Annotated in this window: 13 protein-coding genes and 1 pseudogene; 6 read left to right on the top strand and 8 right to left on the bottom strand. The window is 59.1% G+C overall.

The features are described 5' to 3' along the window. Positions 1–34: 34 nt before the first annotated feature. The 4 genes from efp to sugE all read left to right on the top strand — a co-directional run bounded on the left by efp (position 35) and on the right by sugE (position 1,571). Positions 35–601: an elongation factor P gene (efp, locus tag ACQUTI_RS21155; RefSeq protein ID WP_004206421.1), complete on the top strand. Its 567-nt coding sequence runs from the start codon at positions 35–37 to the stop codon at positions 599–601. Positions 602–674: 73 nt separating this feature from the next. Continuing rightward, positions 675–806 (top strand): entericidin A/B family lipoprotein, encoded by a 132-nt coding sequence (locus ACQUTI_RS21160; RefSeq protein WP_004206422.1) that lies wholly within the window; start codon positions 675–677, stop codon positions 804–806. Positions 807–963: 157 nt separating this feature from the next. Then, a complete protein-coding gene (gene ecnB / locus ACQUTI_RS21165) occupies positions 964–1,110 on the top strand; it encodes a lipoprotein toxin entericidin B (RefSeq protein ID WP_004206423.1) in 147 nt (48 codons plus the stop codon). Positions 1,111–1,253: 143 nt separating this feature from the next. Beyond that, positions 1,254–1,571: a quaternary ammonium compound efflux SMR transporter SugE gene (sugE, locus tag ACQUTI_RS21170; RefSeq protein WP_004206425.1), complete on the top strand. Its 318-nt coding sequence runs from the start codon at positions 1,254–1,256 to the stop codon at positions 1,569–1,571. Here the strand turns inward: sugE and ACQUTI_RS21175 are convergent. The 5 genes from ACQUTI_RS21175 to frdA form a co-directional block, all read right to left on the bottom strand. Then, entirely contained in the window at positions 1,568–2,101 is a 534-nt protein-coding gene (locus ACQUTI_RS21175) for a lipocalin family protein (RefSeq protein WP_004206426.1), read from the bottom strand. The genes sugE and ACQUTI_RS21175 overlap by 4 nt on opposite strands. Positions 2,102–2,214: 113 nt before the next feature. Beyond that, positions 2,215–2,574, bottom strand: coding sequence for a fumarate reductase subunit FrdD (frdD, locus tag ACQUTI_RS21180; RefSeq protein ID WP_002885526.1), 360 nt, complete (start codon positions 2,572–2,574; stop codon positions 2,215–2,217). A gap of 10 nt (positions 2,575–2,584) precedes the next feature. Continuing rightward, positions 2,585–2,980 carry a fumarate reductase subunit FrdC gene (frdC, locus tag ACQUTI_RS21185; protein ID WP_002885530.1) on the bottom strand — a complete coding sequence of 132 codons (396 nt, stop codon included), beginning with the start codon at positions 2,978–2,980 and terminating at the stop codon, positions 2,585–2,587. A 10-nt stretch (positions 2,981–2,990) separates the two neighbouring features. Further along, the gene (gene frdB, locus ACQUTI_RS21190; RefSeq protein ID WP_122542102.1) at positions 2,991–3,725 is read right to left on the bottom strand and encodes a fumarate reductase iron-sulfur protein; all 735 of its coding nucleotides are present in this window, start codon (positions 3,723–3,725) and stop codon (positions 2,991–2,993) included. Next, a complete protein-coding gene (gene frdA / locus ACQUTI_RS21195) occupies positions 3,718–5,508 on the bottom strand; it encodes a fumarate reductase (quinol) flavoprotein subunit (protein ID WP_017900930.1) in 1,791 nt (596 codons plus the stop codon). Before frdA ends, frdB begins: the two co-directional genes overlap by 8 nt. A 274-nt stretch (positions 5,509–5,782) precedes the next feature. Between frdA and epmA the strand changes: the two genes are divergently transcribed. Together epmA and ACQUTI_RS21205 are read left to right on the top strand one after the other, a co-directional pair. Next, positions 5,783–6,760, top strand: coding sequence for an elongation factor P--(R)-beta-lysine ligase (gene epmA, locus ACQUTI_RS21200; RefSeq protein ID WP_004206428.1), 978 nt, complete (start codon positions 5,783–5,785; stop codon positions 6,758–6,760). A gap of 149 nt (positions 6,761–6,909) precedes the next feature. After that, positions 6,910–7,116, top strand: a pseudogene (locus ACQUTI_RS21205) (glutamate/gamma-aminobutyrate family transporter YjeM); the annotation flags it as partial. Between the two features lie 37 nt (positions 7,117–7,153). On the opposite strand, the gene mscM reads toward ACQUTI_RS21205, so the two are convergent. From mscM to rsgA, 3 genes are all read right to left on the bottom strand, one after another. Then, positions 7,154–10,483: a miniconductance mechanosensitive channel MscM gene (gene mscM, locus ACQUTI_RS21210; RefSeq protein WP_023319553.1), complete on the bottom strand. Its 3,330-nt coding sequence runs from the start codon at positions 10,481–10,483 to the stop codon at positions 7,154–7,156. 23 nt (positions 10,484–10,506) lie between these two features. Further along, positions 10,507–11,469, bottom strand: coding sequence for an archaetidylserine decarboxylase (asd, locus tag ACQUTI_RS21215; RefSeq protein WP_122542098.1), 963 nt, complete (start codon positions 11,467–11,469; stop codon positions 10,507–10,509). Positions 11,470–11,630: 161 nt separating this feature from the next. Then, a complete protein-coding gene (rsgA, locus tag ACQUTI_RS21220) occupies positions 11,631–12,692 on the bottom strand; it encodes a small ribosomal subunit biogenesis GTPase RsgA (RefSeq protein ID WP_053810855.1) in 1,062 nt (353 codons plus the stop codon). Between the last annotated feature and the right edge of the window lie 47 nt (positions 12,693–12,739).

A 12,739-nucleotide genomic window follows, 5' to 3' on the forward strand; every position in this document is an offset into this window, starting at 1 on the left:
CTTAGCTACCAGTTAAACAATTTCAGAGGGCCTTATGGCGACTTACTATAGCAACGATTTTCGTGCTGGTCTTAAAATCATGTTAGATGGCGAACCTTATGCGGTAGAAGCCAGCGAATTCGTTAAACCAGGTAAAGGCCAGGCGTTTGCGCGCGTTAAGCTGCGCCGTCTGCTGACCGGCACCCGCGTTGAGAAAACCTTCAAATCTACTGATTCTGCAGAAGGCGCGGACGTTGTCGATATGAACCTGACTTACCTGTATAACGACGGTGAGTTCTGGCACTTCATGAACAACGAAACCTTCGAACAGCTGTCTGCTGACGCGAAAGCGATCGGTGACAATGCCAAATGGCTGCTGGATCAGGCTGAGTGCATCGTAACCCTGTGGAACGGCCAGCCGATCGCGGTCACCCCGCCGAACTTCGTTGAGCTGGAAATCGTTGAAACCGACCCAGGTCTGAAAGGCGACACCGCGGGTACCGGTGGTAAACCAGCGACCCTGTCTACTGGCGCTGTGGTTAAAGTGCCGCTGTTCGTCCAGATTGGCGAAGTAATTAAAGTGGATACTCGCTCTGGCGAATACGTATCCCGCGTGAAGTAATTTCACGTCATGATGACTGGCGCAGCCTCTGTGCTGCGCCGCTCTTTCTGTACTGGCACGACGAGCACGACACATGAAGCGCAGCGTAAAACTCCTGGCGTTACTGTTTCTGAGCAGCGCACTGCTGTCTGGCTGCAATACCGCCCGCGGTTTCGGTGAAGATATTCAGGGCCTGGGCCACGCCATCTCTCGCGCTGTAAGCTGACTTCCTTCCGTTTCGCCTGCCGCGCTCGCCTTCCGGTGCGCCTGCTTCCTTCACGAATACTCCTTTTCTCTTAAAAAACGCAAAGATCCCTTCATCTGTGGACGGTTTGTCTATGCTTATAGGGCATGAAAACAAAACTGACACTAAGGATGACATTATGGTGAAAAAAACGATTGCAGCGTTCTTTACGGTTTTGGTCCTCTCTTCAGCACTGACCGCTTGTAACACCACGCGCGGTGTGGGTCAGGATATTTCAGAGGGCGGCAGCGCAATCTCTGGCGCAGCAACCAAAGCTCAGCAATAACAGCCTTCGACGGTACGGTTTTGCGCCGTACCGTTCTTCACTTCCCCCATTCTGTTGGATATACTCACTACGACTTTTCATCCACCTTACGGGACGACCCGTAAGCGTTTCTCATCCGGGGACGGTCCCAGCAAAGGAGCCTTATGTCCTGGATAGTCTTATTTATCGCTGGCCTGCTGGAAGTGGTGTGGGCCGTCGGCCTGAAATATACCCATGGCTTTAGCCGCCTGGTTCCCAGCGTCATCACCATCGTCGCGATGGTCGTCAGCATGGCGCTGCTTTCATGGGCGATGAAAACCCTGCCGGTGGGTACCGCTTACGCCGTCTGGACGGGGATCGGCGCCGTGGGCGCCGCTGTGACCGGTATCGTACTGTTAGGTGAATCCGCCAGCGCTATGCGTATCGCCAGTCTTGTCTGCATCGTGGTCGGCATCATTGGCCTGAAGATCAGCGCGCACTAGTTGTAGCGCTGATTGACCCAGACCAGTTTGCTGATATCAAAACCCTGCCGGGTGGCAATATCCAGCATCTGCTGCCTGACTTCCGGGGCGATGGTGGGGGCTCGCGCCAGTAGCCAGAGATAGTCGCGGTCGGGGCCGCAGACCAGCGCGTACCGATACTCCTTATCCAGCGCAATGACGTTATAGCTGCCATAGAAGGGGCCGAAGAAGGAGATCTTCAGCGCGGCGCGGCTGGGTTCGCCGGTAAAATACGCCACCCCGTCCGTTTTCTGCCACATGCCGCGGTCGGGGTTATAGCCTTTATTGACCACGTCCAGACCGCCGTCATCGCGCGGCTGCCAGGCGATCGTGACCTTTTCAAGCCCGCTTTCAAAAGGATGGTCGAAGCGGGCGATTTCGTACCAGGTACCCAGATAGCGCTGAACGTCGAAGGGGGTGACCACGGTGACGCCTGGCGGCGGGGCAGGGGTGCTGCAGGCGACAGACAGGAACGAGACGGCGACCGCGGTGATTATCGGCAGGATACGCATGGTATGCTCCTTGCTGGCTTTTAAGCTAAGTGTAGAGTCCGGCAGGGCAAAGGCGGCAAGATTTTTCTATGAAGCGAGCCCGGTAGCAGAATTGCTGCCGGGCTCTTGCAGGATCAGATAAACAGTACGCCAACCAGAGTAATGACGCTGAGGATCGCCGCCAGACCGTAGAAGACCCATTTGCCGTTTGGCACATGGATTTTCAGGTCGTGCATGGCGTGGTGAATACGATGCAGCCCACACCACAGCGGCAGGACAATCATCAGAAAGATGAACGCGCGGCCGATAAAGCTTTGGGCAAAGGCCAGCACGCGCTCATAGCTGAAGGCGTCGGCGGGGGCGAGCCCCAGCGGCAGCAAAATGCCCACCAGCAGCACCATCACCGGCGCGACAATCGCGCCCCACATGCCGCCAGCGCCAAACAGCCCCCAGAAAACGGGTTCATCGGAACGTTTCGGATTGGGATTAATCATCTCAGCCTCCTTACCAGAACAGGGCGACAAACAGGATCACCACGGTGACCACCGCCGTCACCACCCAGAGACCTTTAATCACCGGCTCTGGCCCCATTTTTTCGCCTTTGATGATGACGTTGGCGGCTTTCGGCGCCAGCTCGAACCAGGTTTTGGTGTGCAGCAGCGCCGCCGCCAGGGTGATCAGATTGAGGATCACCACCACTGGATTTTGCAGGAATCCGATATATCCCGCCCAGCTTTCGGCGCCGTGCTTGAGGGCAAACAGCCCGTAAATCAGCACAATGCTAAACCAGACCGTCGGTACCGCCGTGCCTTCCCGCACCATGTAGAAGCGATAAAACGGCAGCTTTTTCCACCAGGTGGAGGTCATCGGCCGGACGTAGGGTTTGCGTTTCGTCGTCATAATGCACTCCTTAGCGTGGTTTCAGGGTGGCGATAAGAAAGTCTTTCGAACTTTCCACCTTGCCCTGCTGGATCGCGGCCGCCGGGTCGACGTGCTTCGGACAGACTTCCGAGCAGTAGCCCACGAAAGTACAGGTCCAGACGCCGTTCTGGCCGTTAAGCTGCGCCATGCGCTCCTTTTTGCCGTGGTCGCGGCTGTCTTCGTTATAGCGGTGGGCGAGGGTGATCGCCGCCGGGCCGATAAACTCCGGGTTCAGGCCGAACTGCGGACAGGCGGCATAGCACAGCCCGCAGTTGATACAACCGGAGAACTGATGGTATTTGGCCATCTGGGCTGGCGTCTGCTTGTTTGGTCCCTGGTCCGGAGTGCGGGTATTACCGATGATATACGGCTTAATGGCCTCCAGACTTTCGATAAAGTGGGTCATATCCACCACCAGATCGCGCTCGATCGGGAAGTTGGCCAGCGCCTCAACCTTGATACCTTTGGTGTAATCCCGCAGGAAGGTTTTACAGGCCAGCTTCGGCACCTTATTGACCATCATGCCGCAGGAGCCGCAGATCGCCATCCGGCAGGACCAGCGGTAGCTCAGGTCGGGCGCCAGGTTGTCTTTAATGTAGCCCAGCGCGTCCAACAGCGAGGTCTGTTCATCATAAGGCACGTCATAGAACGCGCTGTGCGGTGCCGTGTCGACCTCCGGGTTGTAACGCACCACTTCGACTTTCAGGTTTTTCATCTCAGCCATGGGTGGTCTCCTTCTTCTCAGCCGCTTCCGCCTCAGCGCCATAAACACGTTTCGCCGGCGGCAGCGTGGTGATCTTCACATCGCCATATTCCAGGCGGGTGGTGCCATCAGCCTCGCGGAAGGCGAGCGTATGTTTGAGGAAGTTGACGTCGTCGCGTTCGGTACAGCCTTCATCCAGACGCTGGTGCGCACCGCGCGATTCTTTACGGGCGATGGCCGAGTGCGCCATACATTCGGCAACGTTTAAACCGTGTCCCAGCTCAATGGTGTAAAGCAGATCGGTGTTGAATACGCTGGAGTTGTCGGTAATGCGCACGCGCTTAAAGCGCTCCTGCAGCTCAGCCAGCTTGTCGATAGTTTTCTGCATCAGCTCTGGCGTCCGGTAAATGCCGCAGCCTTCCTCCATCGAGAGCCCCATTTCGTCGCGGATTTTCGCCCAGTTTTCGTTACCCTCCTGGTTGACGAGATCTTTCAGACGACGCTCCACATCGGCAGCTTGCGCATCGAGGGCGGAGCCGTTCATTTCGCCCGCTTGTGCGGCGCGCCGCATGGCCTGTTCCCCGGCCAGGCGGCCGAAGACCACCAGCTCGGCCAGCGAGTTGGAGCCCAGGCGGTTGGCGCCGTGCAGACCAACGGACGAGCATTCGCCCACGGCAAACAGCCCTTTGATGCGGGTTTCGCACTGTTGATCGGTTTCGATGCCGCCCATGGTGTAGTGCGCGGTCGGGCGTACCGGAATCGGTTCTTTCACCGGGTCGACGCCGACGTAGGCTTTCGCCAGCTCACAGATAAACGGCAGGCGCTCCAGCAGCTTTTTCTCGCCGAGGTGGCGCAGATCGAGGTAGACCACGTCGCCGCGCGGCGTGGGAATGGTGTTCCCTTTCCGCCACTCGTGCCAGAAGGCCTGGGACACTTTGTCGCGCGGGCCCAGCTCCATATATTTGTTCTTCGGTTCGCCGAGCGGGGTTTCCGGGCCCATGCCGTAATCCTGCAGATAGCGATAGCCGTTTTTGTTGACCAGAATCCCGCCTTCACCGCGGCAGCCTTCGGTCATCAGGATCCCGGAACCCGGCAGACCGGTCGGGTGATACTGAACGAACTCCATATCGCGCAGCGGCACGCCGTGGCCCAGCGCCATACCCATCCCGTCACCGGTAACGATGCCGCCGTTGGTGTTGTAGCGATAGACGCGTCCGGCGCCGCCGGTGGCCAGCACCACCGCGTTGGCGCGGATCTGCACCAGCGTGCCTTCCATCATATTCATCGCCACCAGGCCGCGGGCCTGGCCGTCATCGACCAGCAGATCAAGGACGAAATGTTCATCAAAGCGTTGAATTTGGGGAAACTGAAGGGAGGTCTGGAAGAGGGTATGCAGCATGTGGAAGCCGGTTTTATCGGCGGCAAACCAGGTACGTTCGATCTTCATGCCACCGAAGCGCCGGACGTTAACGCTGCCGTCAGGGCGGCGGCTCCACGGGCATCCCCACTGTTCCAGTTGGGTCATTTCCGTCGGGCAGTGGTGAACGAAATAGTCGACGACATCCTGCTCGCACAGCCAGTCGCCTCCGGCGACGGTGTCATGAAAATGGTACTCAAAGCTATCGTGATCCTGGGCAACGGCTGCGGACCCCCCTTCTGCAGCGACCGTATGGCTGCGCATCGGATAGACTTTAGAAATCAGGGCGATTTTGGCATTGGGGTTGGCCTGGGCGGCGGCGATAGCGGCGCGAAGGCCTGCCCCGCCGGCGCCAATTACGGCGAGATCGGCTTGAAAAGTGTGCACGACATTCCTCCAGTTTTAGTGTATTTCGCCGCCGGGCTGGCGAAAAAGTATCACTGCTCCTTTATAGGTACAGGAGTATAGCCGTAGGGTCAGTATGGAAAATTGACGTGTTCGATTTTTTTATCGATATGTGCGGTTATTTATCAGTGATATTTATGCATTTAAGTTAACGATAGATTAATGGCATGTAATCTGCCGGGGATTGCACAAAATTTGTTTCACTCGCCGGTTGCGAGTAGACTTCGTGCCCTTGTTTGCAATCGGAGAAAGTACCATGAGCGAGACGGCAACCTGGCAGCCGAGCGCACCCATTCCCAATCTGTTGAAACGCGCGGCGGTGATGGCGGAAATCCGCCGTTTCTTTACCGATCGCGGCGTGCTTGAGGTGGAGACGCCTTGCATGAGTCAGGCGACGGTAACGGATATCCATTTGTTCCCGTTTGAAACCCGTTTCGTCGGCCCGGGCCACTCACAGGGACTCAATCTGTACCTGATGACCAGTCCGGAATATCATATGAAGCGCCTGCTGGCGGCGGGCTGTGGCCCGGTCTTCCAACTGTGCCGTAGCTTCCGTAATGAAGAGATGGGGCGGCATCACAATCCGGAATTCACCATGCTGGAGTGGTATCGTCCGTGCTATGACATGTATCGCCTGATCAACGAGGTGGACGATCTGCTGCAGCAGGTGCTGGAGTGCCAGCCGGCGGAAAGCCTCTCCTATCAGCAGGCGTTCCAGCGTCATCTGGATATTGACCCGCTCTCTGCCGATAAAGCGCAGCTGCGCGAAGTCGCGGCGAAGCTGGATCTGAGCAATATCGCCGATACTGAAGAAGATCGCGACACGCTGCTGCAACTGTTGTTCACCATGGGCGTGGAGCCGCACATCGGCAAAGATCGGCCGACGTTCATTTATCATTTCCCGGCGACTCAGGCCTCTTTAGCGCAGATCAGCCCGGAAGATCATCGGGTCGCGGAGCGCTTCGAGGTCTATTACAAAGGGATTGAGCTGGCAAATGGTTTCCACGAGCTGACCGACGCCCATGAGCAGCGCCTGCGCTTTGAGCAGGACAACCGCAAGCGTGCCGCGCGCGGTCTCCCGCAGCAGCCCATCGATAACAACCTGCTGGCGGCGCTGGAGGCGGGGCTGCCGGACTGCTCCGGCGTGGCACTGGGCGTTGATCGCGTGGTGATGCTGGCGCTGGGCGCTGAAAGCATCGGCGAGGTGATCGCCTTTACGGTCGACCGCGCCTGATGGCGCTGTCACCTCCTGCCGCCAGTGGGCGGGGGAGGTGACAGGTCTGCCCTGATTCCCCCTCCCTCATGCTATCCCGGCTTTCGCCCGAATATCCACAATCTCCTTCGGTGCTCTTGCTACTATCCGCGCTCGTTTTATGAGGCCAGGCGTCGCTGCTGGCGACCGGCGTGGTGCTACTGGTGGTGACTTTCGCCAATATCTTCACCATCATTCAGCCGGTCATCGACAGCGGGGACTGGAGCAGCACGCTGTGGATGGTCGGCGGGCCGATCTTCTTCTCGCTGCTGGCGTGGGGAATTTACGAAAGCTACCGTCGGCGCCTGGCGTCCGGCGCGCTGGTGATGGAGAGCTAGAAAGCCTGCCCGGCGCCGCCGCCGGGCAGGGTATGGCCTACAGGCTGCCAGCCGTACGTCGGCTGGTTTTCCCGGCCGAGGTCATGGTTTTACTGCTTTGCCTGCCGTCGATACTTTCCAGCCGCATCTGGAACGGAGGGAACGGCATATCAATGCCATGCTCGCGGAAGCCCGCCAGGATCAGCTGATGCATCTCATGGCGTAGCGGCATGCGGTGCCCCATCTCGGCGGCAAAAATACGCAGCTCGAAAATCTGGATCCCCTGCTGCAGGTCGACGAGAAACGCCTCCGGCGCCGGGGTATCGATGACCAGCGAACAGCGATGCGCCGCGGCGATGAGGATCTTGGTCACCTCTTCGGTATCGGCGTCCACCGGAGCCGGCACCGTCAACACCACGCGGGTGACCGAGTCCGACAGCGACCAGTTGATAAACTGTTCGGTGATGAACGCCTTGTTCGGCACGATAATCTCTTTCCGGTCCCAGTCGCTGATGGTGGTGGCGCGGGTATTGATGCGGGTGACGCTGCCCGTCAGGTCGCGGATGGTGACCGTATCGCCGATGCGGATCGGTTTTTCAAACAGGATAATCAGGCCGGAGATAAAGTTAGCGAAGATCTCCTGCAGGCCAAACCCGAGACCCACACCCAGTGCGGCGACCAGCCACTGCAGCTTCGACCACTCAATGCCGATCATCGAGAAGCCCACCAGTCCACCGACCAGCATCAGCAGATACTTGGTGATGGTGGTGATGGCGTAGCCGGTGCCGGGCGTTAAATCGAGGTGCTGGAGGATCGCCAGCTCCAGCAGCGCCGGCAGGTTGCGCACCAGCTGAGTGGTGATGATCAGCACCAGAATGGCAATCAGCACCGCGCCAAGGGTGATGGGCTCGAGGCTTTCCACTCCTTGTACCGTTGAGGTAACGTCCCACAGCGAGATATTCTCAAGGAAGCCAAACGCCGAGTGAATTTCCGACCACAGCACGATGACCGACAGCAGCGCGATCAGCATCAGCAGGGAACGCACAAGGCGCAGCGACTGGGTACTGATGGCATCGAGATCGACCTCGCTGACCTCCGTCTCCACCGACCCTTCCGGGCTGCTGACGTGAACAGGCTCATCTTCGCCGCGGGCGCGCTGGGCGAGAATTTCCGCGCGACGATGGCGGGCCCGGTCGAAGGCCAGCCGGCGGCGCTGGATCAGCATCCAGCGGCGGATAATGTGATAGACCACCAGCAGCAGGAACCAGATGGCGACGGAGGTTTCCAGACGCGCCAGCAGCGCCTGGGCGGTGGCGAGATAGCCGACGGCCGCCGCCAGCATGGCCACCAGCGGCGCGCCAAGCATCAGGTTCCACAGCAGGCGGTTCACCATATTGTCGCCATTCCCCTCTTTATCCAGATAGAGCGGGATACCGGCGTGCTTAAGACTCAGAGTGACCACCGCCAGCGCGCCGCAGATCAGCAGGAAGCACAGGCGGCCCAGCGAAGCGGAGAACTCGCGGTCGTTAAGATTATCGAACATGATCAGCGCCATAATCAGCGGCACAATCAGCCCGATGCTCATCAGGTAGTAGCGCATCGCTTTCGCCACGCGGCTACGCGGCCAGCCGAAGTGGGCGATAAACAGCCCGTTTGGCCGGGCGAAGGTGGCGCAGATCATCACCACCCACAGCAGAGGCACCGTCGCGGTGACCCCATCGCCAATCGCCACCGCCAGCGGGAATGGCCAGGCGGACTGCAGACCATAGCCGAGCGTCATCCATAGCACCGGCAGCGGCGAAGCCACCAGTATCGACCAGAAGACCGTACGCAGCGTCAGCCAGAAGTGATCCTGGGTGACTTTCCCCACCCGAGCGCTGGAGCGCTCAAGGAAGCGGGTGAAATGGCGCCGCGAGCTGATGCTGAAGCCAACCAGCAGCAGGGCGGCAAACAGCGGTAGCAGGGTCTCTTTGCTGGTGAGCATCATCGCGCTGGCTTTACCCAGTTCGCTGATGGTATCCAGGGAGATCAGGCGCCGCAGATCCTGGACGATTTCCAGCGGCCAGGAGAAGCCGATGGGGCTGACGTCCGAAGTCCAGAACAGATAGCGGTGGGTGGCTTCGTTGATCTCCTTCAGCGCGTCTTCCAGCTGGCCGTTGGCGACCTTCAGCTTAGTGAGCTCCAGCATCAGGGTATCGCCGCCGCGCAGCAGCGAGTTCAACAGCTCGTTCTGCGTGCGCAGCTGCGCCTGCAGGATCTTGTTCTGCTCGCTGGTCAGCGGTTCGCCGTCGGCCTGGCGGATCTGCCGCAGCTGCGGCTGCTTACTGAGTAAATCCTCAAAGCGCAGACGCTGCACGCGCAGCTGCGCCATCTCCGTATCCAGCTGCTGCGGGCGAGGACGCTCCGGCAGCCGCGCCACCTGGGCGCGCAGGGCTTCGCCCAGCAGATTAGAGGAGCCCAGCCACTGCGACTGCTCGCGCAGGGTGTTTAACGCCTGGCGCACCTGCAGCGTTTGATTCGTCGCCTGCCGCTGCTGGGACGCCACCAGATCCATACGCTGCGCCTGCTGGTTCAGCGCCTGGGAGAGTTCGCGGTTGACTTTAAACTGGGCGGTGATGTCCGGCGGCAGGTTTTCACTGTTCTCCGCCAGCAGTTCGGTACTCTCCAGTGCTTTTTCCGCCTCACGCTGGCGCTGGCTGTTCTGCAGATTACGCAGCGCCTGCAGATAGGCATCCAGCTGCTCGCTCTGCTTTTGCGCCAGTTCAGAACGGGCGCGCGACAGCTCCTGGCGGTTATTGGCGGAGAGCTGGGCGAGGTCGAGTTCATCCACCAGCGCCTTCAGGCGCGCCGATTCCGCCTGCAGGGCAAGATTTTGCGCCTGGGCGAGAGCATTGTTGCCGGTTTGCGTGCCGATGCGGCGCTCAACCTCATTGAGCTGACGCCGGGCGTCGGTTTGCTGCTGCGGCAGCTGGTTCAGGGAGTCGGCGATTTCACGCGCGCGATCCTGCTCCTGTTGCGCCTGACGGCTTGACTCCAGCAGCTGGCTGCTGACCTGGAGGATCTCCTGGTTCAGCGCATCGGCGGTCAGGCCGACTGGCACCTGGCGCGGCTCTTCGCTCAGATTGTTGAGCTGGGCGCGCAGGCTTTGAAACAGTTTGGGGAAATTGTCGATAACGTCCTGATACTGACGGGCGCGCTCGAGGGACGATTTTTGTTCCTCAAGCGCGTTCAGCGCGGACTGCAGAACTTCAACGGTTTCAGGCTGGGCGGGCTTTGCCGCCTTCGCCTGTTCCAGTTCCTGGGTTATCTGTTTAGCATCCGGGGCTGTCGCAGCGTACGCCCCGAAACTGAGGCTCAAGGCCAACAGGAAAGTGTATATCAGGCGCACGGCATAACCCTTTTGCTGAAGAATTAACCTTGGTCTTGTTTATCGTCAACCAGCGGGCTGGCGCGACGTTCGGCGCGGATCTCTTCTTCCGGTAACGGCGCCGGTTCAGCGGCGGCGGTTGCTTCCACCGTTGTCGCCAGCGGTTGGCCGATTTTAGTCACGGACAGGCTTTGCAGCGTGTCGACCAGCTTCACCTGGCCCGGGGCAAACAGGTTGATCACGGTGGAGCCCAGTTTAAAGCGGCCCATCTCCTGGCCTTTCAGCAGGGCGACGGAGCCTTCGCTGTCGCCAGCGGGCCAGGTCCAGCGTTTAATAATGCCTTCGCGCGGCGGGGTCACGGTGCCGGACCACACGGTCTCGATGCTGCCGACGATAGTCGCGCCCACCAGAATTTGCGCCATCGGACCAAACTCAGTATCAAACAGGCAGATGACGCGCTCGTTACGGGCGAACAGGTTCGGCACGTTCTGCGCCGTCAGATGGTTAACGGAGAACAGGTCGCCAGGAACGTAGATCATTTCGCGCAGGATGCCGTTGCACGGCATGTGCACGCGGTGATAGTCGCGCGGCGACAGATAGGTGGTGGCGAAGCTGCCGTTACGGAACAGGTCGGCCATCTGATAGTTGCCGGCCAGCAGGGCTTCCAGGCTGTAGTTGTGGCCCTTGGCCTGCAGAATTTTGTCGTCTTCAATCGCGCCAAGCTGGCTGATTACGCCGTCGGCCGGCATCACCAGCACGTTAGGATCGGTATTCAGCGGGCGAACGTCGTCGCGCAGCGGGCGTACAAAGAAATCGTTGAAGGTGCGATAGGCCGCGGTATCCGGCTTCTGCGCCTCTTTCATATCGACCTTGTAGTATTTCACGAACAGATCGATGACCAGCTTCGTCAGCCAACCTGCGCGTTTGCTCGCACCCCAGCCTGCGAGGCGGGTGAGCCACAGTTTAGGCAGAATGTATTGCAGTGAAAGTTTAAGATCGTTTAACAAAGTAGCCTCCAGGCCATGATATGTCGTTCCTGACCCCGCCCGCGGGCGGGGACCTGAAAAAAGGGGGACGATTCTATACGTAAAACTCGCTAAATGGCATCCGCGTAAGCTGCGTCATCACCGCTGCCCGGCAGCGCCTGACGTGACGCTCAGCTTAATGGTCAGTCATCGGACGAGGAAAAGTTTTTACGCGTTTTTACCTGTACCTGCGCCATGCTTTCCAGGATGCGGTGGTAGTTCTCGAAACGGCTCTCGGCGATCTTGCCGTTCTCTACCGCTTCACGAAGCGCACAGCCAGGATCGGTATCGTGTTTACAGTCGCGATATTTGCAACGGCCTAAATAATCATGGAATTCGACAAAGCCGTTGGTGATTTGTTCCGCTTCCAGATGCCACAGGCCGAACTCACGTACCCCCGGTGAATCAATCACATCGCCGCCGTGCGGGAAGTGGTAGAGGCGCGCCGCGGTGGTGGTGTGCTGGCCTAAGCCGGAAACGTCCGAGACATCATTGGTGAGGATCTGATCCTCATTCAGCCCCAGCAGGGCGTTCAGCAGGCTCGATTTACCCACCCCGGACTGCCCGGCAAAGATGCTGATGCGGTCGGTCAGGGCCGCTTCCAGCGGCTTGAGGCCGTCCTGAGTACGGCTGGAGACCAGCAGTACGCGGTAACCGATGTTGCGGTAGATGTCCATTTGCTCATTGACGAAGCGCAGGCCATCGTCATCCAGCAGATCGATTTTGTTCAGGACGATTAACGGCTCGATATCCTGCGCCTCGCAGGCCACCAGATAGCGATCGATAATATTCAGCGACAGCTCAGGCAGGATCGCGGAAACCACCACGATCTGGTCGATATTGGCGGCGATAGGCTTCACGCCGTCGTAAAAATCCGGACGCGTCAGGACGGAGGCGCGATCGTGAACCGCTTCGACGATCCCTTTGACGCTTACGCCGTCGGCAGCGTCTTTACCCGGCCGCCAGACCACGCGGTCGCCGGTGACCAGCGAACGGATCGTCCGGCGGATATTGCAGCGATGCACGCTGCCGTCAGCGGATTCGACGTCGGCATGCATGCCAAAGCGACTGATGACAATGCCTTCCGACGTGTCGCCAAACAGGTTGTCATCGTAGTCGGCCTTCTCCGCAGTGGTTTTCAGACGGCGCTGGTGGTTGGCTTTGACGCGGCGCTGCTGGCCTTTGGAGAGTTTATTTTTACTCAATCGAACTGGCTCCTGGTCGCCCTGATGGGGCAAAACCTCTATGATAC

This window comes from Klebsiella sp. 7-CIP_Kleb., from assembly GCF_050378655.1.
In the GTDB taxonomy this organism is placed as follows: domain Bacteria; phylum Pseudomonadota; class Gammaproteobacteria; order Enterobacterales; family Enterobacteriaceae; genus Klebsiella; species Klebsiella quasipneumoniae.